This is a genomic window from Microbulbifer agarilyticus S89 (assembly GCF_000220505.1).
GTDB lineage: Bacteria > Pseudomonadota > Gammaproteobacteria > Pseudomonadales > Cellvibrionaceae > Microbulbifer > Microbulbifer agarilyticus_B.
The window spans coordinates 1-26,591 of the sequence record NZ_AFPJ01000021.1 but is presented as its reverse complement, the minus strand read 5'-3'; the positions used below and the strand labels follow the sequence as shown (position 1 = coordinate 26,591).

The following is a 26,591-nucleotide window of genomic DNA, read 5'->3' as shown; positions in this document are numbered from 1 at the left end:
AGCCAGACACCAGCACTGCAATGCGTAACATCATCTCAGAAGTACGCGCCACCTTGCCCTTCGCCACGCCGGCCGCCGAGCTCTGCGCCGGCCCCTGTCAGGGTTGTGCGAAAAAACTATTGGAATATCTGGACCAGGAAATTGATGAGTGGGAACAGCGGTTGGATGCGGATGAGAAACCAACGCTCGGGGAAGTGACGAAGTTCGGTAAGACCTGTAGTCGAATTCACAAGGCCATAGAAGCAAACGGGCTATTAGCGAAGTCGAGGGAGATCGACTGAAGGCGGGGGACTGGGTAGCTGTTTTCGAAAGCGTCGGCGACAGGGACGTCGCCGACGCAGCGTACAGGGATGTATTCACAGCGGTTTCGAAAACAGCTACCCAGTGCCACGTCGCCACCGGGTCAGTTTTCACACCGCCATAGATCAGCTAACGACGTTACCGTAGCTCATCAGACGCTGATAACGCTTCTCCAGCAACTCATCCAGAGGAACCGCAGTAAGCTTATCCAGTTGCTCAGACAGACGATCACGTAGACGCGCAGCCATCAGGTCCGGGTCGCGGTGTGCACCACCGAGAGGCTCAGGCAGGGTTTCATCCACAATGCCCAGTTCCTCAAGCACACTGGAAGTTACCCCCATGGCCTCGGCCGCCAGCGGTGCCTTATCCACAGTCTTCCAGATAATGTTCGCGCAGCCTTCCGGTGAAATTACAAAGTAAGTGGAGTACTGCAGCATGTTCAACTGATCGCCCACACCGATCGCCAGTGCACCACCGGAAGAGCCTTCACCAATTACCGTACAGATAATCGGCGTACGCAGACGAGACATCACCGCCAGATTCTTGGCGATCGCCTCGGAAATACCGCGCTCCTCACTATCGATACCCGGGTAGGCCCCCGGAGTGTCGATCAGCGTCAGCACCGGCATCTTGAAGCGCTCCGCCATCTCCATAACGCGCTGCGCCTTGCGGTAACCTTCCGGCTTCGGCATACCAAAGTTGCGCTTCACCTTCTCGTTCACCGAGCGGCCCTTCTCCTCGCCAATCACCGCCACCGGGCGGCCTTCCAGGCGACCGATACCCGCAATGATCGCCTTGTCATCACCGAAGTGACGGTCACCGTGGAGCTCGTCCCAGTCGGTGAAAATACGCTCAATGTAATCCTTCGCATATGGGCGCTGCGGATGGCGGGCTACCTGGACGATCTGCCAGGGTGAGAGGTCGGAATACAGGGATTCGGTGAGCTTCTCGCTCTTTTCCCGCAGGCGGGTGATCTCTTCTGCAATGTTGAGGTCGTTGTCGTCCCCGACGTGCTGCAGCTCCTTGATCTTGCTTTCCAGTTCCGCAATCGGCTGTTCAAACTCGAGAAAACTGAAGTTCATGTAATTCACGCCTTGATAATTCTGTGGGCCCGCCAAATGTTGGAAAATGCGACCAAAATACCCCGAACGGTCGCAAACAGGCCTCGTCTACTGAAAATGGTCGCTAGCTTACCGGGCCAGGACCAACCAGTCGAGTGCACAGCGCACTAACCAGCATCACCCGTGTCCAATATGCCTATGTTGCTGGCGAGTGTTGCTGGAGCGTAACAAAGAGCAACTGACGACAGCGAACCCTCCATCGTAAACAGCACGACAGACCGAATTTACTGCCGCTGATTGTAGTTGAGCTGTACCCGCTCCCGCCCGATCACCTCGCGCAGCGACTGGATCAACTGGTCGTTGGGTTCCACCTTCCACTCATCGGCCAGTCGGAAAGTACCCTTCGCATCACTGCGCTCCACCTCAACCATCACCGGGCAACTGCCACCCACGTAGGGGCGCAGGCAGGCACTCAGGCGCTGGCCCATTTTCGGCATTGCTTGAGAGCTGTCGATTTTCAGGGTCACACCAATCACGCTGCCACTGCGCAGGTCATCCAGCGTGGAAACGCTGTTCACGCTCATCTTCAAGCCACCACTGTAATCGTCGTGGGAGATGGAGCCCTCAAGCACCAGCAGCGAATCCTTCACCAGCTTCTCGCGGTGCTCTCCAAAGGCCTCGCTGAACACCGCCGCCTCAATACGCGCACTGCGGTCATCCAGGGAAACAATGGCCATGGAATCGCCGCGTTTGGTTTTCATCACACGCATCCCCACCACCAGGCCGGCCACCTTCTGGTTTTCCCGGCCGGGCTTCAGGTCGGCGATGCGCGCATTCACCAGATGCTTCAATTCTTCTTCGTATTCATCGATGGGATGGCCGGTGAGGTACAGGCCGAGGGTGTTTTTCTCCCCCTCCAAGCGCTCGCGAATACTCCACGGACGAGCGCCGCGGAAATCTTCGTACACATCACCGTCGGACGCGGAGCGCACCACCTCACCGAACAGGTCCATCATGCCGGCGCTGTCGTTCTTGCTCTGCTGTTCCGCAGACTTCACCGCCTCATCCAGCGCGTTGAACAGCACCGCGCGGGAGTAGTCGAGGCCATCGGCACTGTTGGTATCCGGGCCAATGCTGTCGAGTGCCCCGGAGCGCACCAGCGCTTCCAGCGCACGTTTATTCACCTTGCGGGGGTCAATACGCGAGCAGAAGTCGAACAGATCGGCAAACGGACCACCACTTTCACGCTCAGCGATGATGTTATCGATCGGACCTTCACCCAGGCCCTTGATCGCACCCAGGCCATAAATGATGCGGTTGTTCACATCCACCGAGAACTGGTAGCTGCCCAGGTTCACATCCGGCGGCACCAGGTCCAGGCCCATGGCCCGGCACTCTTCAATAAAGATTACGACCTTGTCAGTCTTGTCCATGTCCGAAGACATGGTGGCCGCCATAAACTGCGCCGGATAATGGGCCTTCAGCCACGCCGTCTGGTAGGAAACCAGTGCGTAGGCAGCGGAGTGGGATTTGTTAAAACCGTAACCGGCGAACTTTTCCACCAGGTCAAAGATCTTAATCGCCAGATCAGGGTCTACGCCCTGCTCCTTGGCCCCCTCTTCGAAGGTGGCCCGCTGCTTGGCCATTTCCTCGGGCTTTTTCTTACCCATAGCCCGGCGCAGCATGTCTGCGCCACCCAGGGTATAACCCGCGAGTTCCTGGGCGATCTGCATTACCTGTTCCTGGTAAACAATAACGCCGTAGGTGGGTTCGAGGATTGGCTTCAGTTTTTCGTGCTGATACTTGGCATCCGGATACGCCACCTGCGCGCGGCCGTGCTTCCGGTTGATGAAGTCGTCCACCATGCCCGACTGCAGCGGGCCCGGACGGAACAGGGCCACCAGGGCGATCATGTCCTCAAGGTTATCCGGCTGCAGACGTTTGATCAGGTCTTTCATACCGCGGGATTCCAGCTGGAACACCGCGGTGGTTTCGGCACGCTTGATCAGTTTGAACGTCTCGCTATCGTCCAGCGGCAACGCCTCGATCACCAGCGGCTCTTTGCCCTCGCGCGCGCGCTGCTCGTCCACCATCGCCTTGGCCCAGTCGATGATGGTCAGGGTTCGCAGACCCAGGAAGTCGAACTTAACCAGGCCCGCGTCTTCCACATCGTTCTTGTCGAACTGGGTAACCAGGCCGGCACCGGTCTCGTCACAGTACAGCGGGGCAAAATCGGTGAGTTTGGTCGGGGCAATTACTACACCACCGGCGTGCTTACCCACGTTACGCGCAACACCTTCGAGCTGCAGCGCCATCTCCCAGATTTCCTGGCCTTCCTCGTCGTTCTCGAGGAATTCACGCAGTATTTCTTCCTGCTCAAAGGCCTTCTGCAGGGTCATGCCTACATCGGCGGGGATCATCTTGGACAACTTGTCGGCCAGGCCGTAAGACTTGCCCTGCACCCGCGCCACATCCCGCACCACCGCCTTCGCGGCCATGGTACCGAAAGTAATAATCTGGCTTACCGCATTACGGCCATAGTTTTCCGCAACGTAGTTAATTACCCGGTCGCGCTTCTCCATACAGAAGTCAACGTCGAAGTCAGGCATGGAAACCCGTTCCGGGTTCAGGAATCGCTCGAACAGCAGGTCGTACTGCAGCGGATCAAGGTCGGTAATTTTCTGCGAGTAGGCAATCAGCGAGCCCGCACCGGAACCCCGCCCCGGACCGACCGGAATATCGTGATCCTTCGCCCACTGGATGAAGTCCATTACGATCAGGAAGTAACCGGGGAACCCCATCTGGATAACGATATCCAGCTCAAAGCGCAGGCGGTCTTCGTATTCCTTCTTGCGCGCTTCGTAGTCCGGCGCGGACTTATCGAGGATATGCTCAAGGCGCTCGTACAGACCATCGAACGAAATCTTCTCGAAAAACTGGTTCTCGGTCATGCCCTCCGGAATCGGGAACTGGGGCAGGAAGTACTTGCCGAGCTGGATGGGCGAAGAACAACGGCGGGCAATCTCTACCGTATTTTCCAGCGCTTCCGGAATATCCTTGAACAGCTCGTGCATCTCTTCCGGTGTACGCAGATACTGCTCGGCGGAATAGCGACGCTCGCGACGCGGGTCGTCCAGCGCACGGCCTTCACGAATACACACCCGCACTTCGTGGGCTTCAAACTCGCTGTCTTCAATAAAGCGTACATCGTTGGTAGCCACCACCGGCAGATTCATCTCGCCGGCCAAATCTACCGCCGCATGCAGGTACTCTTCATCACCCGCGCGCCCGGTACGCTGCAACTCCAGATAATAGCGGCCCGGGAAAATACTGGACCACTCCTGAGCCAGCGCCTCGGCCTGCGAGGCTCGCCCGGCAACCAGCGCGCGGCCTACATCCCCGTACTTGGCACCGGAGAGCATCAAAACGCCTTCCGACGCCTCCTTGATCCACTCCCGCTCCACAAATGCGTGGCCGTGGTATTGCCCTTCCATCCACGCGCGGGAAATCAGCTCGGTAATATTGCGGTAGCCGTCGGAATTCATCGCATACAGCGACACCAGCGTCGGCTGCTCTTCACCACCTTCCTTCAACCAGAAATCTGCACCGGTAACCGGCTTGATACCGGCACCCATACAAGCTTTATAAAACTTAACCTGTGCGTAGAAGTTGGTCTGATCAGTGATCGCCACCGCCGGCATTTCCAGCTCCGCAACGCGGCCGATCAGCGGCTTGATGCGCACCAGGCCATCAATCAGGGAGTATTCGGAGTGGACTCTTAAATGTACGAAGGGTTGGGTCATATTTTTCTATTTAATTTGGTTCCGGGGATCTCGCTATTGGAGCTCTCATCCGGGTGAGCACCGAAGGTGCGTAAACCCTTCGATACTTGTGTAATTCTGATAATTCGTTACTTGGTAAGCCAAGTAACTTTAAAACGCTTTGTAAAACTTTATTAACGGAGTGATATCGCTGACGAGAAGGCGGAGTGCAGGGTGCGGCTTTTCAGGAGCGTCGGCGACACGGACGTCGCCGACGCAGCGTACAGGGATGTATTCACAGCGGTCCTGAAAAGCCGCACCCTGTAGTCCGCCGCCACAATTCAAGAACTAGCGAGCACTAATCAGTCCACCAAACCCGCTTCATCTCAACGGCCCGCTCCTGGCACTTGCTCAGCACCTCACGCTTCTGGGCGTTGTTCATCTTTCCCCACTGGCTGATTTCCGTACCGGAACGAAAACACCCCTCACAGATGTCCTCACTGTTCAACGCACACACGGAAACGCACGGAGACTTTACTGGAAACTCAAACATCGGCTCGGGCTCTTTATCCTTCACGCGACTCCAGTCACTCTCAGCCATGACTCAGACCTCAACCAGCTCTTCCGCAAAGCGCTGGCCATTCGCCACATACACATCACTGCTCAACTTCAGCAACTCAAACGTCGACTCATCCAAGGTTTTCACCACCTTGGCCGGGCTACCCAGCACCAGCGAAAAATCTGGGATCTCCATATTCTCCGTCACCAGCGCATTCGCCCCGATGATGCAACAGCGCCCAATCTTGGCCCCATTCAACACCACCGCATTCATCCCCACCAGGGAATATTCACCAATCTCGCAACCGTGCAAGGTCACCTTGTGGCCCACGGTCACACCAGTACCGATGGTCAGCGGCTTGCCCGGATCCGTATGCAACACCGAGCCGTCCTGCACATTGGCCCGCTCACCGATGGTGATCAGATCGTTATCGCCGCGAATGACCGCGTTAAACCACACCGAACTGTGGGGCATCATCAGCACATTGCCGATTACCCGTGCACCGGGCGCGACATAATGGCCCTCGCCCTCCAGCTGTGGCTGTTTATCGCCCAATCTGTACAGCATGCGACCTCCGGCAATCCGTGGTAAATCGTTGAAATCAGCCGCGTATTATCCCGCCCGCCGGTCTGGATTGCCACCCTCAGAGCACCTCAGCAACCCGTGACCAGCCAGACAAGTCAGCCAATCAGAACCCCTTCCAGCGCCAACAACCGCGCCTTCATCTCGATGCCCCCCGCATACCCTGTCAGCGACCCATCGGCGCCGATGACCCGATGGCAGGGCACCACGATAGACAGCGGGTTGGCGCCGTTGGCCCGGGCCACCGCGCGCACCGCTTTGGGGTTGCCAATCGCCTCTGCCAGCTCGCGGTAACTGCGGGTCTCACCAAAGGGGATCGCGCACAGTGCGCGCCATACCGATTGCTGAAACGGCGTGCCTGCGGCCCCCAAAGGGAGGTGGAAGGCCTGCAGCTCGCCCGCGAAATACGCCTCGAGCTGCGCAAACGCCAAATCCGTAGGCGGTGTCGCCTCGCGCAACCAATCTTCCCGCACTGGCAAGGGCCGCTTGCCAGCCTGCAGATCAATACCCACAAGCCCCGCTTCGCTCGCCGCAATACCCACTTCGCCAAAGGCACTGGGATAGATTTGGTACCTGATCATGTTGAGGTGCTCTCTTTGGTCTTGAGTTTGAGGGATTGCCACAGCAATAGCGCCCCGTAAGCGCGCCAGGGCCGCCAGGATTCTGCCCGCGCCAGCGCCTGTTTCGGGGTCGCTTTTGTCTCACTATCGCCAAGGGCAATCAGAATTCCCAGATCTGATGCGGGAAAGGCATCCGGCATCGACAGGCCACGCATCGCGGTATAGTGCGCGGTCCAGTCCCCGATACCAGGCAGTGCCGTCATCTGCCGGCAAAACGCCTCCAGCTCCGGCTCATCAAAATCGATATCCCCGGCCAGGGTGGCCGCGACAAAATTGCGCAAGGTGGCGGCGCGGGTCCGGGTTACCCCGATATCGGCGAAATCTGCATCACGTAGTTGCTCTGCATTGGGGAATAGCAGCTGCTCGCCAAGTGGGCCACTAAATGCCTCGCCATACCCCCTGGCGATACGCCCGGCAATGGTGGTCGCGGCAGCGACTGAGATCTGCTGACCGAGAATGGCCCGCAAGGTGTATTCAAACGGGTCCCAAGCACCGGGCAAGCGGAGGCCCGCAGTTTTGCGCAACACCTGCCGCAACAGCGGGTCTACCTGCAGGTGCTCGCGGATTTCCTCGCTGTCGGCATCCAGGTCGAACAACCGCCGCAGCTTCTCCCGCAACGGGTATAACACGGCACCACAACCTTCAGCGCCACCTTCGCTAAACACGCTCACCCGCAGACGGCACTTGTCAGGCTCGTGCGCAACGCGCACTGCGCCGCGCTGACCGTGCAGCGCAAAACTGCGCTGATACTCACCCTGCTCGGGATCCTCTGCCGCTATTACCTGCTCCACGCCGGGCAGCGCGCGCGCGGCAAAAAACGCCAGCAGCGCCGGCCAGTCGAAGAGTGGACGATAACTCAGGTACACCTGCACGCCGCTGTCAGAATCCGGTTGCAGAGTGCGCTTGCCAGGTTCACGGCGCACTTCGCTCGGCGTGCGGTGATAAATGGACTTGAATACCCCGTTGAAGCGACGCAGGCTATTGAAGCCGGAGGCAAAGGAAATGTCGGCCACCGGCAGACGGGTATCCCGCAGCAACCCGAAGGCAAACAGCGCGCGCTCCGTCTGCCAAACCTGCAGGGGACTCAATCCGATATGTTCGGCGAAGAGTTTACGCAGGTAACGACTACTGATACCCAGACGCTCGGCGAGCTGCTCTATCGACTGCGCTTCACGCTCCGCGCGCATCAACGCCATGGCGCGCTGCACGGTGGTGGAAACCAGCCCCCAGGCAGCACTGCCCGGGGCCGCGTCAGGCCGACAACGCAAACACGGGCGAAAGCCCGCGGCGGTGGCTTCCGCGGCGGTACTGAAGTATTCGACGTTCTTCTCCAGCGGCCGCCGCGCCGGACAGATCGGGCGGCAAAAAATACCAGTGGTCCTCACCGCCGTGAAGAAGCGCCCATCGAAGCGCTTGTCGCGCGCAAGACGCGCGCGCTTACAAATGACTGGATCTGGCTGCACGGTATGCTCACAAATTAAACCCTATACCGGCAGTCTATGATCTAAGCACGCGCAAGACTAGTCAGATTCGGAACTGACAAGAAAGTCGTAACGGGGTGAAACAAACAGGTATCAAGCCAAAATAGCGCGGTAGCCAACCGCTAAACCGTGCCCCAAACCTTCTGCAGCACCAAAAACAGAAACGCCGTTGAACATCCGAAAATGAGCAAGCCATTGATGGCCAGCAGTGGCCCCAGCATGCGCCAGGGTGGTCTAAGCACCACATCACCATATCCCAGGGCGGTAATCGACGACGCGGCGAAGTACACCCCTTCAATAAAGTTTGGCACCAGGCGCTTACGCCAGAAAAACAAACCCCACAGCGCGGCTTCAATGACGTGGGTAATGAATAGCGACACAAAACAGAGTGTGACCAGTACGGTGTCCGCTCTACCGCTGCCCAGCACCTCGGCAAACCATTGATGCACTCCCGACATATGATGGGTAAGTTCCAGTAATACCGCAGCGTGAAACAGAAACGTGGTTACCGCCAGTGTTAACGCCGTGGCAAGCACATGTGGTCGGTGGCTCATTTACTGCCTCCGGGGATTGGGGCTGCCAGTGCCACCGCGTCAAAGCCCCCGCCCAGTGCCAGGTGCAAACGGATTCGATTAGCAACACGCGCATTGCGCAGGCGGATTACATTTGACTCTACCAGCAACTGCTCTGCCTGAAGCTCCCCCACCCACAGCAAATCGCGCTTGCCCGCGCGATACTGCTCGATGGCAATTTCCACTGCCCGGGTGCGATCCTGCAGTGCACGCTGCGCATAATACAGTTCGCTGGCGAGCAGTGATTCACTGGCCAAAAGGGTTTCCACCTCGCGAAACGCATTCAATACGACGCTGCCATAATTGGCCACAGCCTGCGCCTGCTGCGCAGTGGCGATCCGCACGTATGCACACAAGGCGCCACCTTCATAAATCGGAATAGTTGCGCCCACTTCCGCCGACGCCCAGTACGGACTCAGGCGAAGGATTTTCAACAAGTGATCACCAAGACGTTCGGCGGTGAGCTCCAGAGAAAAGTCTGGCAACAGTGTCAGGCGCGCGGACTCCTCCTTACGAAAGGCCGCCAGCACCAGATATTCAGCCGCAATAACATCCGGACGGCGCTCCAACAGCGTCACCGGTAACCCCGCCGATACTGGCGGTGGCAGCGGCGGATATTTCTCGGCACCACGCAGTTCCGCCGCTGGATAACGCCCCAGCAATACCTCAAGCATGCGCACCAGCTCGCCATATTGGATCTTGGCCTTTTCCCGCTCACTTTCCGCGTTTTGCAGGCGCGCACGGGCATCCACCACATCTAGCTGCGAGCTCTTGCCGCTCTGATTACGCACTTCGGAGAGCTCGAACAGCTGGGTATAAATACGCACAGCGTCGTCCGCAAGCTGAATCAACTGCAATGCCTCGGTCACCAGATACCAGTTCAGCGCTACCGTTGCGGCAAGGGACTGGCGCGCGTACACGAGATCAAACTCACTGGCCTCGTAATCGGCGATGGCGGCCGCGCGATTCGCGCGCAACTTGCCCCACAGGTCCATCTCCCAGGTGACCCCGAGCCCGGCGATGGTATGACCGAAGGTATGCTTGAAGCGCTCATCGTCACCGAAGTCGTGGGTCCGCTTGGCGCCGATTTTTCCGCCCACTTGCGGTTTCAGCGGGGCACCGGCTACTACCACCAGCTGCCGAGCAATCTCCACGTCGGCTATGGCTTGGTGTAAATCCAGATTGTTGGCCATGGCTTCCGCAACCAGTGCGCTCAATGTGGGGTCATCGAAGGTACCAAGCCAGTTATCCACAACGGGTAAATTACTGGTGCGCGCGACCCACTCCAGAGGTACACCGGTCTCCGGTGGCAGTGCCGCATTGAGGTTTTCTACCGGCGACGGTGGCGTGCGCAACGCGCAGGCCTGCGCAACCAGGCATAACGCTAGTGTCAGGAATGAGAGGACGAGCGGATGCATACGGCAACTCATCCGGCGAAGGGGTACAGGTAGTTTGCCCAGGAATAGGCACGGATGCCGATCTTGCGCAGAATGACAAAACCGCTGGAGGTGTCGGTATAAATGGCCGCGCGCCCCTGGGTGCCGATGGGGAATTTGGACTGGTCGTCACCGTCCATACGGATGGCAACCACGAACTGGCCCTGCGGCATCTCCAGCGGCCGGAAATGAAACTTGGGCAACTTGCCACTGGGGAGCAACTGGCCGTGGCCACTGCCACGCCAAATGGCCTCTACCTTGCCGGTAAAAATCTGCCCCGGATAGAGGTCCAGCGCGACTTCCACCACCTGCCCTTCCTGCACATGCTTCAGGTTCTCTTGAAAGTAATTCGCCAGCAGATAGCGGTCCGATTCACACACAAAGGTGGCGATGGCACCGATACGAAATGAACCGGCTACCATGCCCGGGCGCACCTGCAAATTCATCACGTGGCCGTCTTCCGGCGCGGTCATCAGGGTATTGTCGAGATAGAACTGGGCCAGATCGAGTTTCGCCTGCACCGTGGCCACAGTGGTGTTCACGCCATCAATGCGTGAGTTATATTCGAGCTCCGCCCGCTCAACTTCGGCCAGCGCTTCGCGAATACCCGCTTCACTGGCAACGACTCGGGCGCTCCATTTTTCCACATCCTCCTGCGGCCCGGCACCGGTGCGCGCGAGTTTCTCCGACAGCGCAAGTTCATAGCGTGCATACACCAGCTCGGCCTCTTTCTGCACTACCTTCTGCGACGCCAGCTGAATGTCCGCTTCCAGCACCTTTACATTTTGCTTGGCCTTCGCGAGTTCCGCCTCATATTCCCGCACCTTGTATTCGTAAGGCCGGCGGTCAAACTGGAACAGCGGCTGGCCTTTTTTGACCAATACATTCGGCTCCACCAAGACATCGGTCACCAGTGTCGGCTCATTCAGGCGCGGGGTCAGCTGAATGGTGTGCTGGATCATGCGGGCATTGGTGGAATACGGAGTAATGAAGCGCAGTCCAATCAGAAAAATCAGCAACAGATGCAGGCCAACCGACAGAGACACAATGCCCCAGGCGATATTGAACTTCATCCATTTGAATTTGAAGAACGTCAGCCAGACGGCGACGATGTAGACGAACAGTATGACGAAGCCCAACAGCATTAGTGCCGCCCCTTAAGCGTCTGCGTCGCCATGCTTGGTGTTGGAGTTGGTGTCGCCCCCCTTCAACCGCGCAATGTTCTCGTCGATTGCGCGCGCCTCTTCTTCAGGTAAACGGCGAATATCGATGGTATCGGTGGGCTTAAATGCCCAGATAAACGCATTGATCCAGGGCACCACGGCGAGGAAACCTGCGTACCCCATGATGCGCACCGCCTCCGCATCCGGGTGCTTGCGGGCGATGGCAATGCGCCCAGGCAGCCCAGCTACCCACAGCAAAATCACGAGAATACACAGGCAGGCGCCAATGATGACGAGGAAGGTCAGGTAGTCCCAGTGATCAAGCTTGAATCCCATCGAAAATCCTCTTCTGCCGGCTCAACCCGGGCGCAGAGAAATTATGTTGTTACCGAAACATGCACCACGCAGAAGGCTACACAAGAGTTCTTACTCAAAGGATTGCACTTAACTTGAACTAGTTTCCTTCAAGTGCTCTTGGGAGGCGTCCATGAGATTGTAGAGTACTGGCGCCCAGGCGCTGCCAGCACGGTGACGACTGGCACTCGAGTGTTCAAGAAAGGGGGATTCGCCGACACGCTTTGACGTATTCACCAGCGACCAGATCAGTGCAATGCAACGCAGGCAACATATACTGATCACAGTGACGTATTGCAGCCGCATAACACCTGCATATTGGCGTGAAAATCGCAGCTGCGCTTACCTAACAACGCTATCGAGCCAAATTCACGCTGGACCATTTCATGGCAGAGCCGGAGAAAAAGCCACACACGGACTGGCGACGCTATATCGAAAAACCCCTGCCGTTGGCAGATGCCCACGACCTAATTATTCCGGGCTCGGTACCATCGCTCAGCTTCTATCTAATGATGACCGCGTCCACCGTCATCGCGACGCTGGGATTGCTCGCGGATAGTGCTGCGGTGATTATCGGCGCAATGCTGGTGGCGCCATTAATGGCACCGATCATCTCTCTCGCTTTCGGCGTCGTTTCCTGGAACGGGCACCTGATACTGCGCTCGACGCTGATAGCGGTTTCCGGAAGCCTACTGTGTATCGTAATCGCATACCTGACGACCCATACCATTGGCTATCAGATGGCGGGGCCGGAAATTGTCGCGCGCATGCGCCCGAGCATGCTCGACCTCGACGTGGCCATTGCCGCGGGCGCGGCGGCTGCCTATACCCTCACCCGCTCTAGTACCTCTGCAACCCTGGCGGGAATCGCCATTGCCGTAGCCTTGGTCCCGCCTTTGTGCACGGTAGGCATCGCGCTGGCGCTGGATAACGAGGCCAGTATCGAGGTCGGTGTCGCCTGGGATTACCTGAGCGCGAAACGCCCGTTTATCCTGTTTCTTACCAACCTGGTGGGAATTGCGTTTGCGGCAACGGTGGTTTTTTTCCTGCAGTATTTTCGCAAGCAACCCAAAGCGATCGCGGCACTCGCAGGTGCGTTTATCAGCCTTCTGGTGGTCGTCCCCTCCCTGACGCACGGGCTGGAGGAATTGCTGGTGCGGAATATGGTCCAGCGCTCATTGATCTCCGAAAGTTATGAGATCATCGGCACGGACGCTGAAATTCGCTTTACCAGTATCACCACGCGTTTTGATGAGGACAGCATAGTGATCCGCGTCGATGTGGTGGATGGCGCAAAGGTAATTACCCAGGAGTTCGCCGATGCTTTGCAACGACGTATGGGGGAGCTGGCCGAGAGGCCCGTACAGCTCGAAATTGGGGTCATACCCGAGCTCATACTTCGCAGCCAAGGAATGGACCTGGAGGTTTCCGGATCGCCTGGAGCAACGGATAGCAGTGGTTACTAAGTTATTGCTCTAACACCGAATAAAAAGCCCCGCACTTGGCGGGGCTTTTTATTTGTGCTTTACAGAGGCCCAGAAGATTCGGGCTTACTGAATACCAAGAATTTCCTTGCCCTGGATAAAGGTCACATCGACAGGGATCTTCGCGGCTTTCAATCGATCCAGGTCGGCCTGTAGCTCGGCGCTCACCACACCCATCTCCTCGAGCAGAGCCTTGGACTTCTTGTAGTCCCCATCGCCCTGAATAGTAAGGATCACGCTGGACAGTTTCGACATCGCTGCCTGCATTTTTGTAAAGTCCACGCTGTACAGGCCAGAAGCTTCATCGCGACTGAAGGCGCCTTCCTGCTTGAAGAAGTTGAAGCGCATCATATTCGCTTTACCGTGGGCACTGGCTGCACCGAAGCGCACGCTGCGGAAGATGCCGGCCAGGAAGGTCACGTAGTTATCCATCAGCTCGCCGTCTTCCAGTTCACCTTTACCGTGCAGTTCAGTGATCATGTACAGGCCGAGAATATCTGCCTTGCCCTCTTCCAGCGCAGAGGACGTTTCCTTCAGTACCTGCCGCACATTGGCGCCATCGGTTACCGTCTTCTTGATCCCCAGGCCATGCGCCACTTCGTGGAACATGGTATTGGCAAAGAAGGCATCAAAGGTGATGTGCTTGCGCTGATCTTCGGCGATCAGCACTCCCGCGATCGGTACCAGAATCTGGTCGAACTTTGCGCGCATGGCATTTTTCAACTGCAGGCGACGAGTACCTTTTTTCAGCTGTACTTCTTCGTCATTTGGCAAGTTGATCGCAATGGTCTTGGAGCCAGCATTGCTGTCACCGGCGTAGTACAGAACATCGTAGGCATTCAGGTCAGAGTCGGTGCCCGGGGTTTCCGATTTGTACTTTTCGTCCACCGGTAAACCGCGCTGCAGTTCCGGCAGGAACGCGGCAAACTTCGCCAGTTTTTCACTCCACGCCATGTCTTTCAACAATACGTAAGAAGAGTAGGCGGTGCGGTAGGCGAACAGCTGGTCTTCATAGTTTTCGATAGGACCAATCACCACGTCGATGCGGTTGCTCTTCATATCCATCCACGCCATATCGCTTGCGCGGAACTCGTCGTCTAGCAGTGCATCGGCACGCAACTTCAGGTAGCCGGCAAACTCGGCATCTTCCGCCAGCGCGGCTGCCTCACGCAATAGCGTGGCCGCTTTTTCCAGCTCCGCCTTGTAGGCTTGGTGGTATGGAATGAGGGTCAGTTTGCCGCTTTCATCGCGGCGCACCAGTGAGTAGAGGCCGTCTTTGCCGGGCTGCTGCCAGGCCTCAAACTCCTGCTTGGTCATGTCTTCCGGGTAGAACTCGGCACCCAGCGGCTTATCCCCATAGCCGGCAATAAACGGCTTGTTGTCGTTCAGGCGGTCCCAGGGACCATAATTGATTTCAGCGAATTTACGCGCGGCGCTGTCATCGATACCACTGAGCAATTCCTGCGCCGGACCGTAAGACTGCAACCAGAACAACTGATCCATGATCTTGCTCGCATCGATCAGTTTGCCAATCAGCTGACGTTGGTTGTCCGACAGGGAGGACAGGTCGGCATTTAGCTCCACCGGTGCATAAATATTGAAACGGGAAGGGTCCACGCCTTCTGCGATACCGCCCGCCTGCGGGCCGGTGGCGGGCTGCACGGCTTGCTGCGCTGGATCCACAGCCTGTTGTGCCGTCGTTTCGGCAGGCGCGTCCTGCTTTTTGGTGGTGGAGGATTTATCACCGGAAGAACAGCCGGCAGCAAGGACAAGCGCCAGAGCCGACGCAGCAAAGAGTACAGGTTTCATGCAGATTCACGCCCAGGGTTTTCGTTATTTGTGCGCGCCACATTAAATATGGTGTGTAAAGATGTCCACCGTATTGGAGGCTTGCGCACGGCACCGAATATTCGACTGCAATTATGGGCAAATTAAGAAATTTGCGTGGCGTGAACTGGCCAGAGAAAACACAATTCACGCCAACAAGTGACAGTACTCTATCCGCGCACTATCCGGGCGAGGTATCAGGGTGAGGTATCCGGGTGTGATGCAAGGGCAAAGATGTCAGGGCGAGCCAGGTGAGGCTGTCGCAGCTTCCGGTCCCTGTTCGCGGGCCCGCTCCTGTTGTTGCATGCGCCACAGGGCGGCATAGTGGCCATCAGCTTCGATGAGCTGCCGATGATTCCCTTGCTCCACCACACGCCCCTGATCCATTACCAGAATCTGGTCCGCATCCACCACAGTGGACAAGCGGTGCGCGATAACCAACGTGGTCTGCTCCTGAGAAATTTCCTGTAACGCACGCAGGATACCCTGCTCTGAGTGGCTATCCAGACTGGAAGTCGCCTCGTCAAACACCATAATCGGTGGGTGCTTTAGGATTGCCCGGGCAATGGCCACACGTTGTTTTTCGCCCCCGGAGAGCTTCAAGCCGCGCTCCCCCACCACAGTACCGGCACCTTCCGGCAGCTGGCGGATGAAGTCGTCGAGCTGCGCGTGACGGATGGCATCTGCCACCTCTTCATCAGTGGCATCGACACGACCATAACGCACGTTCTCATGAATTGACTGATTGAACAGCACCGTATCCTGGGGCACCACACCGATGTTCCGGCGCAGGGAATCCTGCCCAACTTCGCGAATATCCTGCCCATCCACCAGGATGCTGCCACCGGTAGCGTCGTAGAATCGAAACAGTAACTTGAACAACGTCGACTTGCCCGCGCCACTGGCGCCAACAATCGCAACCTTTTCCCGAGGCGCTACACGAAAGCTGACCCCTTTGAGGATTTCACGGTCGGCACCATAGCCAAAATGCACATCGCGAAATTCGATACCGCCTTGTTGTACGTCGAGGTCCGCAGCCGACGGAACATCCTCGATCGCCGGCTTGACGTCGAGAATGGAAAACATCTTTTCGATATTGGCCAGGGCACCTTTCATCTCCCGGTACACAAAACCGAGAAAGTTCAGCGGGATAAAGATCTGCATCATGACGGCGTTGATCAGGACAAAATCACCAATGGTCATGGTGCCATTGGTGACGTTGACCGCTGCCATCACCATAGCGCCACACATGGCGGCGGCCGTGATAAAGGCCTGGCCGGCATTCAGCCCAAACAACGACAAGCGGTTCTTGCGCCGCGCCTGCTCCCAGGCGGCCAGCTCGTGATCGTAGTGTTGCGCCTCATGCTGCTCGTTACCGAAATATTTCACGGTCTCGTAATTCAGCAGGCTGTCGACCGCGCGGCTGCTGCTCTGGGATTCGGCCTGATTTAGTTCGCGCACAAAGCGCGTACGCCACTCTGTGGCGACGACGGAAAAGCTGATGTAAGCGACCACCGCACCTAACACCAGCAGGGCAAAGCTGGCGTTATAGTTCCACCACAGCAAACCCACCACCATCAGAATCTCAACCAGGGTTGGCACAATATTGAACACCATGAAGCGCATCAGGAAGCCGATGCCGGAATTGCCGCGTTCGATATCCCGCGACAGACCGCCAGTGCGGCGGTTGAGGTGGTAGTCGAGATCGAGCTTGTGCAGGTGCTGAAACACTTCCAGCCCAACACGACGCTGCGCGCGCTCGGTTACCCGGCCGAAAATAGTATCGCGAAGTTCACCAAACAGGACCGAGGCGAAACGCACGAATCCATAGGCGAGCAATAACCCCAATGGCAGGGCGATCGCCGCGGCCACGCCGCCGGCCTGGTCCAGGTCGTCCACGATATGCTTCAGCAGGAACGGCAGGCCAACACTGGCGGCTTTGGCGCCCACCAGACACATCAGCGCCAGTATTACCGGGCGTTTGAACTCTAACAGGTAGGGGAAGAGGGTTTTCAGGGCGCTCCAGTGTACATCCTCCAGAGCGACCGCGGACTTGGGTCTGGGCATGGGCAATCTCGGTCAATCAGGCGCGCAGTATACCCAATTGCCCCACTCACGGTTGCGGGCGCTTCGCTACGAGTCTTGGTTCTCACTCAGGGCCCGGACGGGCACGTCATCTCTGCGCCCAATGGGTGCATCCAGTACGCGCACCAGGAATTCTGTCAGAACCCCGGCGGTAAACCCCCAGATCTCATAGCCCTGGTATTTATAGGCGGGCAAATAGATACGGCGCTTATCGATGGTAATACGGTCGGTGCGAATACGCGGATCATCGAAAAACCACGACAGGGGAACGCGGAAAATCGCGTCAAGCTCTCCGGGGTTTGGCGTCAGGGCTGCGTTGGCGGGCACGATACCGAGCCAGGGGGTGACTTCCACCTGCCAGCGGGTAGTGCGTGTCCACAGCGGGCCGAGCACGCGCACCTGATCTGCAGGCAAGCCGATTTCTTCGTGCGTCTCACGCAGTGCGGTATATTCGAGGGAAGGATCGGTATCGTCCCAACGCCCCCCGGGAAGCGACACTTCGCCGGAGTGGCTGGACAGATGCTGGGAGCGCAGGGTCAAAATGACCTGCGGGTCTTCTTCATCGGTCAGCGCGAGCAACACCGCCGCATGACCATGCAGGTTGGAGCCGCTGGGCACCCGTGCGTGCAGCTCGTCTTTGATTTTAGCGAAACGCTTTTCGATAAGATCCAACATGCTTGTACGATTTGCGCCGTACCGGCGTACTCCTGCCTACCGCTCTAAACACACTATACCGCGTTATTGCGCTGCTCTACAGCTACTCTACAGCTGCTCTACAACGGCTCAGGTCGCAGAATCTTCACTTTCTCCCTGGCCGCCAGAACCCGTGTGGCCAGTTAACTTCTCCCGCACAGACTGCACCAGCGCAAAATAAATTGGTACCAGGAAGGTAGAAACAATACTTGCTGCAAGCATACCGCCGAATACCGCAAGCCCAAGGGACACCCGGCTTGCTGCACCTGCGCCAGTGGCCACCACTAACGGGAAGATTCCCAGCACAAACGCCAGCGCCGTCATCAGTACCGCGCGGAAACGCAGGCGTGTAGCCTCCAGTGCCGACTCTTCAATACTTTTGCCTGATGCACGCTGCACCGCGGCAAACTCCACCATCAGGATCGCAGTCTTGGCGGAAATACCGATCAGCAATACCAGGCCGATCTGTGTGTAGAGGTCGTTGTTATGCCCCATCACAAAGTTGGCAAACAGGCCACCGGAAATCGCCACCGGGATCGCCAGCAGCACCGCGATCGGGATGCTCCAGCTCTCGTACTGGGCCACCAGAAACAGGTAGGCAAACAGTACGGCCAATGAAAACAGAATTGGGGCCAGGTTACCGGCACTGATTTCTTCGAGGCTCTGCCCCGTCCACTCATAGGCGTAGCCTTCAGGCAGTTGCTTGCCGATTTCCTCCATGGCATTCATGGCCTCGCCGCTGGAATAGCCCGGCGCCGGTCCACCATTAATGGTGACACTGTTATACATGTTGTAGCGTTGTACCGTCTGCGGAGCGACCACGGGTGCGACTTCGGCAACCGAGCTGACCGGTACCAGCCCGCCGCTGTTGGCGCGCACAAAGAATCCGGTGAGGTCGTCCTCGCTATCGCGAAATTGCGCATCGGCCTGCGCCAATACCTTAAACACCTTGCCGTAACGGTTAAAGTCATTGATGTAATAACTACCCAGATACGTCTGCAATGTGAGATACACATCCGATAGCCGCAATCCCAGAATATGTGCCTTGTCTTTGTCGACTTCGAGTTCAAGCTGAGGTGAGGCCGCCTGATAAGTGGTAAATGCCTGGGCAATCTCCGTGCGCTGATTCGCCTCGCCCAATACCGCGTACAGCACGCCCGCCAGTTCCTGGATTTCGCGCCCCTGTAAATCCTCCAGCACAAATTCAAAGCCACCTATGGTGCCCAAACCCGGGAGCGCGGGCACGGGAAATGCCTGGATCTGCGCTTCGGGCACCGCGGCACCCATTTTTTGCACCTTGTCGAGGATGACAAACTGATTTAACTCTGGTGCCTCGCGCTCATCCCAGGGATGAAGGATCACAATCATGAACGCCGTATTGGAAGCGAGGCTGTTCGACAGCAAACTGTATCCGGGCACCGCCATCACATGCGCCACGCCATCCAACTGGCGAATGTCGTCGCTCAGCTTCCTCACCACCGGTGTCGTGCGTTCCAGTGATGCGCCATCGGGCAGCTGCACATTCATCATGAAATAGCCCTGATCTTCGTCAGGAATAAAGGCAGTGGGCACAGCGGAAAACAGCCAGAAACAGAAGGCACTCAATCCAAAAATCGTTCCAAGCCCGATCAGTGGCCTGCGCACACAGAAACGTACGATTTTTACATACAGGTTTGTCGCGCCATGCAGAAATTTGTTGAAAAAGCCGAAGATGCCTCGGCTATTCTCGCCCTGCCCACCATCGTCCTTGGGTGGGCGCAACAAGATCGCGCTTAGCGCCGGGCTCAAGGTCAGTGCATTCACACTGGAAATAAACACCGATATGGCAATGGTGATCGCAAACTGCTGATACATTTTACCGGTCAGCCCCGGCATCAACATGACCGGCACAAACACCGCGAACAGCACCGCCGTGGTGGCGACCACCGGGCCGGTGACCTCGCGCATGGATTCCATCGCCGCGTCTTTCGGCGCGAGCCCTTCACCCATGAGCCGCTGGGTGTTCTCCACCACAATAATCGCGTCATCCACCACAATGCCAATGGCGAGGATCAGCGCAAATAGCGTCACCGTATTGATGCTCATCCCGAGGGCCAGCATCACCGCAAAGGTTCCCACCAGCGACACAGGAATGGCAATGGCTGGTATCAGGGTTGCGCGCCAGTCCTGCAAAAACACATACACGACAATGATCACCAGCAGCAGTGCGATGACCAGTGTGATGACCACTTCCTTGATCGACTCACTAACAAAAGTGGTGGTGTCGTAGATAATCTTGGCCTGCAGGCCATCGGGGAAACGCTCTGCCAGGGTGTCTACTTTCGCGCGGATATTGGTCGCCACATCCATGGCATTGGCATCGGGCAGCTGATACACGGCAATAACCGCGGACGGCTTGCCGTCCAGCTCACCAAAGGCACTGTAACTGGCACTGCCCAGTTCCACCCGCGCGATATCCTTCATGCGCACGATAGCGCCCTCGGGTGAGGAGCGGAGGCTGATATTCTCAAACTCCTCTGCGTCCACTAAACGGCCTTCGGCGAGGATGCTGTATTGAAACTGCTGATCCGAGCGAATCGGCGGCGCACCGATCTTGCCCGCGGCCACCTGCAGGTTCTGGGCTTCCACCGCGGCAATGACATCATTCGCCGTCACATCCAGCGCGGCCATCTTGTCCGGATTCAGCCACAGGCGCATGGCGTATTGCTGGGACCCAAGAATATCCACATCACTGACGCCATCGATTCGCGTCAATTCGTCACGGATAAATATCTCCGCGTAATTGGACAGGAACAGGGAGTCGAATTCCCCCCCCTCGGAGACGAGATTTACCACCAACAGGATGGTATTGGACTTTTTCTCGACGGTGACCCCACTGCGGTTCACTTCAGCAGGCAAGCTTGGTGTGGCCTGTTGCACCCGGTTCTGCACGTTTACCTGAGCAATGTCGCCGTCGTAACCACTCTCAAATGTCACCGTGAGGCTGTAGGTACCGTCGTTACTACTGGTGGAGGTCATATACGTCATGCCCTCCACCCCATTGACCTGTGCCTCAATGGGAATCGCAACACTGTCACGCATGACTTCGGCACTGGCACCGGAGTAGTTGGCAGTCACCACCACCGTGGGCGGGGAAATTTCTGGATACTGGGCGATAGGGAGTAGTGGTAACGAGAGGATCCCCGCCAGGGAGATCAGAATAGAGATCACCAGCGCGAAGCGTGGACGGCGGATAAACGTCGCGCTAATCACTAGCGCTTTCCCTGTTCACTGGTGTGCTATTCACTCTCCGATAGTCGGCAATTAGTCGGCAGTCACTTATCGCCGACCGTCACGGTTAGCCGGTAACTATTTACCATCAAAATAGGCGTCGGACTCTTTGGATTTCTCCTTACCCTCGCCCTCTGCGCCGCGGCGCATCTCCTCCTGCAGCTGTTCGATATCCGCACCGTCGCGTGCACCCGCTTCGCGCCGCTCCTCCGCGGGGATATCGCCCGCGCGAATCTGCTCCAGCGGGCTTTCCACCTGCGGTGGTTTCTCCACCTTGAGATCTTTGTAAGGGTCGAGGGCCGAATTTTGTGGGGTGACCGGTTTCTCGGGACTCACCCGCTGCAGCCCATTCACAATGACCCGCTCACCGGCTTTGAGGCCCTCTTCCACTGCCCACAACTCATTCTCGCGCTGCCCCAGCTCCAGATAGCGTTTGTGAGCGATGTCGTTATCGTCCACCACGTACACGAAACGCCCCTGCATGTCTTCCAGCACTGCGGCTTGCGGTACCAGCACTTTGATGGCATCAGCGCCGGCGAATACACTGATCACCACCCGGGCAAACTGCCCCTGCACGAGCAAACGCTCGGGGTTGGGAAAACGCGCGCGCACCAGAGCAGAACCGGTCGCCTGGTCAATCTGGTTGTCGATAAACACGATAATGCCGGGGTAAGGATAAAACTTGCCGTCGGGCTGCTTGATTTGAATTTCCCGCTCGACGGGTCTCTCACCCGTCTGCCGGCGGCGTTCCTGCTCCTCCTGCACCGCAAACAGGCGATTCTCCGGCACCTCGAAGGTGACGTAGATCGGGTCCATGCGCACAATCGAAGTAAGTGGATCGGTGGCGGGCCCCACCAGGGAACCCTCGGTGAATTCCGAGCGGCCAATCAGACCCGTCAACGGCGCGCGGATCTGGGTGTAGGAAAGGTTGAGCTGCGCAGCCTCGAGATCCGCCTGGGCGGCGGCCACGGTGGACTCGGCTGCTTCAAACTTGCCGGTGAGCTCATCCATCTGCACCTGGCTGATGGCGCCGGTTTTCACAAGTTGCAATCCACGGCGATAGTTGCGCTCGGAGACACGCAACGCTGAGCGGGCCTGGGCGAGGTTTGCTCGCTGATTATCCAGTGCCGCGATATAGGGTTTGGGGTCGATTTGATAGAGCAGCTCGCCCTTTTGCACCAACTGCCCTTCCACAAAATCGCGACTTTCAATGTAGCCCTCGACCCGTGGCCGTACCTTGAACTCATCGGTCGCCTCTACCCGCCCGACATATTCATAACGGGGGACGACCTGATGTTTGCGCACAGCGAGCACTTCTACCGGTGGTGCTTTGGCAGGCGGCTCTTCATTACCCCGGTCCCCGCATGCGACAAGAGCCAACGCCAGGGAAACAACGACCACCAATGGCAGGGGAAAAAGCTTAAACATCAGCTACACACAACACGAATTGCACTGAAACTCATTTTTCAACTATAGATGGCGCACTCCCCCAAGTTGCCTGCTGGGAATAAATGAGCGTCAAAAAGCGACGCACTGAAATACCGTTAGCCATAGAAAAACCGAAATCCCATCGCCGCCTAAACTGTGGCACAGGAGTACTTGACCAGAGTGTTCCACGCGCGGCTACAAAAACCAGCAGCAAGAACCTGCAGCGAGAACATGCAAACCAATGTTGATCTCATCCAAGCGGGCACATTTCGCAGAAGTTGGAAAACTGGCGCTCATCGCTTTTTTGGGGCACGGCACCATCTTCCTGATCAACTTACTGCTGGCACGCAGCCTCTCTATTGATAACTATGAGAGCTATGTACTTGCTGCTGCGGTATTCCTGTTGATCCTTGCACTTACCTCCCAGGGCCTGGACAAGTATGCACTGCGTTTCATCCCGGGAAAGTTTGCGGCAAGACAGTACGGCCACGCATACCGCTATATCTGTTTTGCATTGACTCGCCTGATGATTGGCTCCGGGATCGTAGCCCTAGCCACATGGCTGTGGGCGTATAACCTACGCGAATATTCACAAGATACTCTCACCGCGATCCACTACAGCCTGCTCGCCCTACCATTCGGTGTGGCGACCTATTTTTTGTGTGCGGCGATCAGCGCGACGGGACATTGGGTACAAGCGGCCGCAGTCACCCACCTTGTCGTACCGTTAATCACGCTGCTGCTTATCATTTGCGTGTTACTCAGCCCGGTGTACCCAACAGGCGCTTCCGGCATCGCCTGCTGGCTGGCAGCCTGGTGCATCGGACTCATGCTGTCAGCACTCTGGCTTAGGCGAGCATGGCCGCTGGAGGCAACGCGGAATACGCAACGGGTAATGACTGATTGCTGGCGCCGCGATACCTTGCCATTTTGGCTGTATCGGCTGGCAATGAGTGTGATTGCCCATATCGCCATTATCTTACTCGACTGGCTGCAGCCCTCAGCTGCCGTCACCGGGGCCTATGCGGCTGCAATTGCCACCGCGGCACTCGCCACAATTCTGGCCGCCGCAACCAATCGACTCTACGCGCGAGAATTATCGATCATCCTGGAGCAAAAAAAATACGCGGCGATTGGGCGCCTGCTCAGGCAACGCCTGTACTGGCTGGTGCCAGCGCTCTCGCTGTATCTTGCACTATCACTGACATTCGCAGAGGAAATACTCGGACTATTTCGCCCGAGCTTTGCCACCGAAGGTGCAACAGCATTCCGCATCCTGGCGTTTGCCACCTCCGCCAGCGTGGCGATGGGCGTATCACCAATCCTCCTCAAGCACACCAGGCAGAGTCGACGAATCTTTCCCGCTATGCCCGCCGCGGCCGTCGGCCAGGTATTGCTGTTACTGATCCTGGTGCCAAGGCTTGGCGCCACCGGTGCCGCAATCGCCTATGCAATATCCATCATTGGACTGTATGGCTACTTCACGCTGGCAAGCGTTGGACAGATTCGTACATTGCGAGCGACTGGAAACTAATTCGCTATATCCACAACGCGATTCATAACAAATCAGATTCGACGAACCAGATGCCAGATTCAGCGCCACAACTACACTGAACACAGCGATTAATCCGCCGTGAGTCCATATGAGCACTGAGCCCCAACAAAATCTGACGCGCACGACCATGATGGGAATGGTGGTCGGCTCAATGGTTGGCGCCGGCATTTTTTCCCTTCCTGCAACCTTCGCCAATGCGACCGGGCCTTTCGGCGCCCTGATTGCCTGGGGTATCGCCGGTACCGGTATGTTAATGCTGGCGTTCGTTTTTCAGACGCTCGCGATACGCAAGCCAGACCTCGATGCCGGTATCTTTACGTATGCGAAAGACGGCTTCGGCGATTACATCGGTTTCATGGCGGCATTCGGCTTTTGGGCGGGCAGTTGCCTCGGCAACACCACCTACTTCGTACTTATCAAATCCACCCTGGGTGCAGCCATTCCAGCCTTTGGTGAGGGCAACACCATTCCCGCAGTCGCCATCTCCTCAATTATCTTGTGGTCCATCCACTTTATGATTTTACGCGGGGTTAAACAGGCGGCGGCAATTAACAAGATCGTTACCGTAGCCAAGATAATTCCAATTATCCTATTCATAATTATTGTCGCCGTTGCCTTCAAGAAAGACCTGTTCATTGATAACTTTTGGGGCGGTGGCGACTATGACATGAACGATGTGCTGGGGCAGGTGCGCCGCACAATGCTGGTTACGGTCTTTGTATTTATCGGTGTGGAGGGTGCCAGCGTATTCTCGCGTTATGCGAAAAATCGCGCGGATGTCGGCTGGGCAACCGTGATGGGTTTTCTCGGCGTACTCTGCCTGATGATTCTCGTTACCCTACTGCCCTACGGGGTAATGCTGCGACCCGAGATAGCGGAATTGCGTCAACCTTCAATGGCCGGTGTATTACAGGCGGTGGTTGGCACCTGGGGCGCTGTATTCGTGAGTGCCGGGTTGATTGTCTCGGTCCTCGGAGCCTATCTCGCATGGACACTGCTCTGTGCGGAGGCGCTGTTCACCGCATCAAAATACGATCTGGTACCGAAGGCCTTTGGCTACGAAAACCAAAATGGCGTGCCCTCTACCGCGCTGTGGTTGACCAACTCCCTGGTACAACTTTTCCTGATTCTTACCATCTTCGCCCAGTATGCTTTTGACCTGACACTGGAATTGACCAGCTCCATGACCTTAATTCCTTACCTGCTGGTCGCAGGCTATGGACTAAAACTAGCGTTCACCGGCGAGACCTATGAGTCCGACGCACCGGGAGTACGCAGGCGCGAGTGGGTCATTGGTATGCTCGCAACACTGTATACCTTTTTTATGATTCTCGCCGGCGGACTCGAGTACGCTTTACTGTCGTGCATCCTGTTTGCCCCGGGCACATTACTTTTTGTTTTGGCGCGGCGCGGAGTGAAGCAACGCATATTCACCGGCAAAGAAACTTTACTTTTTTCCCTGATCTTGCTCGGTGCCATTGTCGGCATCTACGCACTGATAACCGGTGCCATTGTCCTGTAGAGAGAGAACCTTCATGGCCAGTTCCAAGGCAAAGCCTGACGCCACCCTCGGTGTGCACTCGGAGGTGGGTAAACTGCGCAAAGTGTTGGTGTGTGCTCCAAGTCTCGCGCATACTCGCCTGACACCGACCAACTGCGACGATCTGCTGTTTGACGATGTCCTGTGGGTACAAAACGCGAAGCGTGATCATTTCGACTTCATGACCAAGATGCGCGACTTCGACATTGACGTGGTTGAAATGCATAACCTGCTTGCCGAGACCGTCGCGATACCGGCAGCGCGCAAGTGGTTGCTTGATCGCAAGGTCACGCCCAACAACGTGGGCCTGGGCATGATGGAAGATACCCGGGGCTATCTGGAAAGCCTCGAACCTCGAGAGCTCGCGGAGTACCTTATCGGTGGTCTATCGGTAATCGACTTGCCGGACGAATTCTCCAAATCGGACTTTATGGAGCTTGCCCGCGAGGCCCATGGCGCGACTGAATACTTACTGCCGCCGCTACCAAATACCCTTTATACACGCGACACCACATGCTGGCTCTACGGCGGAGTCACCCTCAACCCCCTTTACTGGCCGGCACGCAAAGAGGAAACCTTCCTCACCACCGCTATTTACAAATTCCATCCAATGTTCACCAAGGAGACCTTCGAGTTCTGGTGGGGAGATCCAGATAAGAATTTTGGGCTCGCGACGGTGGAAGGTGGCGATGTCATGCCGGTGGGAAACGGCGTTGTGCTTATCGGTATGAGCGAACGCACATCGCGACAGGGCATCTCGCAACTGGCTACCGCATTGTTTGAAAAAGGCGCGGCGGAGCAAGTGATTGTCGCCGCCATG

The 26,591-nt window shown here is 57.0% G+C and carries 20 protein-coding genes; 5 read left to right on the top strand and 15 right to left on the bottom strand.

The window, feature by feature from the left end; translation table 11 throughout:
* Positions 1 to 20 precede the first annotated feature (20 nt).
* Positions 21 to 281 (top strand): hypothetical protein, encoded by a 261-nt coding sequence (locus AS89_RS17050; RefSeq protein WP_202798383.1) that lies wholly within the window; start codon positions 21 to 23, stop codon positions 279 to 281.
* A gap of 144 nt (positions 282 to 425) precedes the next feature.
* On the opposite strand, the gene AS89_RS0106185 is transcribed toward AS89_RS17050, so the two are convergent.
* The 10 genes from AS89_RS0106185 to AS89_RS0106140 all read right to left on the bottom strand — a co-directional run bounded on the left by AS89_RS0106185 (position 426) and on the right by AS89_RS0106140 (position 11,871).
* Entirely contained in the window at positions 426 to 1,382 is a 957-nt protein-coding gene (locus AS89_RS0106185) for an acetyl-CoA carboxylase carboxyltransferase subunit alpha (RefSeq protein ID WP_010131586.1), read from the bottom strand.
* A gap of 263 nt (positions 1,383 to 1,645) precedes the next feature.
* The gene (dnaE, locus tag AS89_RS0106180; RefSeq protein ID WP_010131585.1) at positions 1,646 to 5,164 is read right to left on the bottom strand and encodes a DNA polymerase III subunit alpha; all 3,519 of its coding nucleotides are present in this window, start codon (positions 5,162 to 5,164) and stop codon (positions 1,646 to 1,648) included.
* A gap of 316 nt (positions 5,165 to 5,480) precedes the next feature.
* On the bottom strand, positions 5,481 to 5,723 hold the full coding sequence (locus AS89_RS0106175; protein WP_010131584.1) for a DUF1289 domain-containing protein: 243 nt from the start codon (positions 5,721 to 5,723) through the stop codon (positions 5,481 to 5,483).
* A gap of 3 nt (positions 5,724 to 5,726) precedes the next feature.
* Positions 5,727 to 6,248 carry a gamma carbonic anhydrase family protein gene (locus AS89_RS0106170; protein ID WP_010131583.1) on the bottom strand — a complete coding sequence of 174 codons (522 nt, stop codon included), beginning with the start codon at positions 6,246 to 6,248 and terminating at the stop codon, positions 5,727 to 5,729.
* Positions 6,249 to 6,361: 113 nt separating this feature from the next.
* Positions 6,362 to 6,844: a methylated-DNA--[protein]-cysteine S-methyltransferase gene (locus AS89_RS0106165; protein ID WP_010131582.1), complete on the bottom strand. Its 483-nt coding sequence runs from the start codon at positions 6,842 to 6,844 to the stop codon at positions 6,362 to 6,364.
* Positions 6,841 to 8,346, bottom strand: a complete 1,506-nt coding sequence (locus AS89_RS0106160) for a DNA-3-methyladenine glycosylase 2 (RefSeq protein WP_010131580.1) — start codon at positions 8,344 to 8,346, stop codon at positions 6,841 to 6,843. Before AS89_RS0106160 ends, AS89_RS0106165 begins: the two co-directional genes overlap by 4 nt.
* Positions 8,347 to 8,486: 140 nt before the next feature.
* The gene (locus tag AS89_RS0106155; RefSeq protein ID WP_010131579.1) at positions 8,487 to 8,918 is read right to left on the bottom strand and encodes an ion channel; all 432 of its coding nucleotides are present in this window, start codon (positions 8,916 to 8,918) and stop codon (positions 8,487 to 8,489) included.
* The gene (locus AS89_RS0106150) at positions 8,915 to 10,354 is read right to left on the bottom strand and encodes an efflux transporter outer membrane subunit (RefSeq protein ID WP_010131578.1); all 1,440 of its coding nucleotides are present in this window, start codon (positions 10,352 to 10,354) and stop codon (positions 8,915 to 8,917) included. Before AS89_RS0106150 ends, AS89_RS0106155 begins: the two co-directional genes overlap by 4 nt.
* Positions 10,355 to 10,362: 8 nt before the next feature.
* Positions 10,363 to 11,517: an HlyD family secretion protein gene (locus AS89_RS0106145; protein WP_010131577.1), complete on the bottom strand. Its 1,155-nt coding sequence runs from the start codon at positions 11,515 to 11,517 to the stop codon at positions 10,363 to 10,365.
* Positions 11,518 to 11,529: 12 nt separating this feature from the next.
* A complete protein-coding gene (locus AS89_RS0106140; RefSeq protein ID WP_010131576.1) occupies positions 11,530 to 11,871 on the bottom strand; it encodes a DUF3302 domain-containing protein in 342 nt (113 codons plus the stop codon).
* A gap of 404 nt (positions 11,872 to 12,275) precedes the next feature.
* Here AS89_RS0106140 and AS89_RS0106135 point away from each other — a divergent pair, with 404 nt between their 5' ends.
* On the top strand, positions 12,276 to 13,355 hold the full coding sequence (locus tag AS89_RS0106135; RefSeq protein WP_010131575.1) for a DUF389 domain-containing protein: 1,080 nt from the start codon (positions 12,276 to 12,278) through the stop codon (positions 13,353 to 13,355).
* 84 nt (positions 13,356 to 13,439) lie between these two features.
* Here AS89_RS0106135 and AS89_RS0106130 read toward each other — a convergent pair whose 3' ends face one another.
* From AS89_RS0106130 to AS89_RS0106110, 5 genes are all read right to left on the bottom strand, one after another.
* The gene (locus tag AS89_RS0106130; RefSeq protein ID WP_010131574.1) at positions 13,440 to 15,182 is read right to left on the bottom strand and encodes a dipeptidyl-peptidase 3 family protein; all 1,743 of its coding nucleotides are present in this window, start codon (positions 15,180 to 15,182) and stop codon (positions 13,440 to 13,442) included.
* Positions 15,183 to 15,437: 255 nt separating this feature from the next.
* Complete coding sequence (locus AS89_RS0106125; RefSeq protein WP_010131573.1) at positions 15,438 to 17,267, bottom strand: ABCB family ABC transporter ATP-binding protein/permease; 1,830 nt, start codon at positions 17,265 to 17,267, stop codon at positions 15,438 to 15,440.
* Positions 17,268 to 17,333: 66 nt separating this feature from the next.
* Positions 17,334 to 17,960 carry an NUDIX hydrolase gene (locus tag AS89_RS17045; protein WP_010131572.1) on the bottom strand — a complete coding sequence of 209 codons (627 nt, stop codon included), beginning with the start codon at positions 17,958 to 17,960 and terminating at the stop codon, positions 17,334 to 17,336.
* Between the two features lie 108 nt (positions 17,961 to 18,068).
* Positions 18,069 to 21,230 carry an efflux RND transporter permease subunit gene (locus AS89_RS17040; RefSeq protein WP_010131571.1) on the bottom strand — a complete coding sequence of 1,054 codons (3,162 nt, stop codon included), beginning with the start codon at positions 21,228 to 21,230 and terminating at the stop codon, positions 18,069 to 18,071.
* A 96-nt stretch (positions 21,231 to 21,326) separates the two neighbouring features.
* The gene (locus tag AS89_RS0106110; protein ID WP_010131570.1) at positions 21,327 to 22,676 is read right to left on the bottom strand and encodes an efflux RND transporter periplasmic adaptor subunit; all 1,350 of its coding nucleotides are present in this window, start codon (positions 22,674 to 22,676) and stop codon (positions 21,327 to 21,329) included.
* A gap of 241 nt (positions 22,677 to 22,917) precedes the next feature.
* Between AS89_RS0106110 and AS89_RS0106105 the strand changes: the two genes are divergently transcribed.
* The 3 genes from AS89_RS0106105 to AS89_RS17035 form a co-directional block, all read left to right on the top strand.
* Positions 22,918 to 24,210, top strand: a complete 1,293-nt coding sequence (locus tag AS89_RS0106105) for a hypothetical protein (RefSeq protein WP_010131569.1) — start codon at positions 22,918 to 22,920, stop codon at positions 24,208 to 24,210.
* 109 nt (positions 24,211 to 24,319) lie between these two features.
* A complete protein-coding gene (locus tag AS89_RS0106100) occupies positions 24,320 to 25,753 on the top strand; it encodes a basic amino acid/polyamine antiporter (protein ID WP_010131568.1) in 1,434 nt (477 codons plus the stop codon).
* A gap of 13 nt (positions 25,754 to 25,766) precedes the next feature.
* Positions 25,767 to 26,591 (top strand): arginine deiminase family protein (locus AS89_RS17035; RefSeq protein WP_010131567.1); only part of this gene is annotated, 825 nt, incomplete at its 3' end.

Excerpts from the sequence above, each read along its gene's own strand:
- AS89_RS17050 (WP_202798383.1), top strand. The coding sequence starts at position 21 with ATGCGTAACATCATCTCAGAAGTACGCGCCACCTTGCCCTTCGCCACG.
- AS89_RS0106185 (WP_010131586.1), bottom strand. The coding sequence starts at position 1,382 with ATGAACTTCAGTTTTCTCGAGTTTGAACAGCCGATTGCGGAACTGGAA.
- dnaE (WP_010131585.1), bottom strand. The coding sequence starts at position 5,164 with ATGACCCAACCCTTCGTACATTTAAGAGTCCACTCCGAATACTCCCTG.
- AS89_RS0106175 (WP_010131584.1), bottom strand. The coding sequence starts at position 5,723 with ATGGCTGAGAGTGACTGGAGTCGCGTGAAGGATAAAGAGCCCGAGCCG.
- AS89_RS0106170 (WP_010131583.1), bottom strand. The coding sequence starts at position 6,248 with ATGCTGTACAGATTGGGCGATAAACAGCCACAGCTGGAGGGCGAGGGC.
- AS89_RS0106165 (WP_010131582.1), bottom strand. The coding sequence starts at position 6,844 with ATGATCAGGTACCAAATCTATCCCAGTGCCTTTGGCGAAGTGGGTATT.
- AS89_RS0106155 (WP_010131579.1), bottom strand. The coding sequence starts at position 8,918 with ATGAGCCACCGACCACATGTGCTTGCCACGGCGTTAACACTGGCGGTA.
- AS89_RS0106150 (WP_010131578.1), bottom strand. The coding sequence starts at position 10,354 with ATGCATCCGCTCGTCCTCTCATTCCTGACACTAGCGTTATGCCTGGTT.
- AS89_RS0106145 (WP_010131577.1), bottom strand. The coding sequence starts at position 11,517 with ATGCTGTTGGGCTTCGTCATACTGTTCGTCTACATCGTCGCCGTCTGG.
- AS89_RS0106140 (WP_010131576.1), bottom strand. The coding sequence starts at position 11,871 with ATGGGATTCAAGCTTGATCACTGGGACTACCTGACCTTCCTCGTCATC.
- AS89_RS0106135 (WP_010131575.1), top strand. The coding sequence starts at position 12,276 with ATGGCAGAGCCGGAGAAAAAGCCACACACGGACTGGCGACGCTATATC.
- AS89_RS0106130 (WP_010131574.1), bottom strand. The coding sequence starts at position 15,182 with ATGAAACCTGTACTCTTTGCTGCGTCGGCTCTGGCGCTTGTCCTTGCT.
- AS89_RS0106125 (WP_010131573.1), bottom strand. The coding sequence starts at position 17,267 with ATGCCCAGACCCAAGTCCGCGGTCGCTCTGGAGGATGTACACTGGAGC.
- AS89_RS17045 (WP_010131572.1), bottom strand. The coding sequence starts at position 17,960 with ATGTTGGATCTTATCGAAAAGCGTTTCGCTAAAATCAAAGACGAGCTG.
- AS89_RS0106110 (WP_010131570.1), bottom strand. The coding sequence starts at position 22,676 with ATGTTTAAGCTTTTTCCCCTGCCATTGGTGGTCGTTGTTTCCCTGGCG.
- AS89_RS0106105 (WP_010131569.1), top strand. The coding sequence starts at position 22,918 with ATGTTGATCTCATCCAAGCGGGCACATTTCGCAGAAGTTGGAAAACTG.
- AS89_RS0106100 (WP_010131568.1), top strand. The coding sequence starts at position 24,320 with ATGAGCACTGAGCCCCAACAAAATCTGACGCGCACGACCATGATGGGA.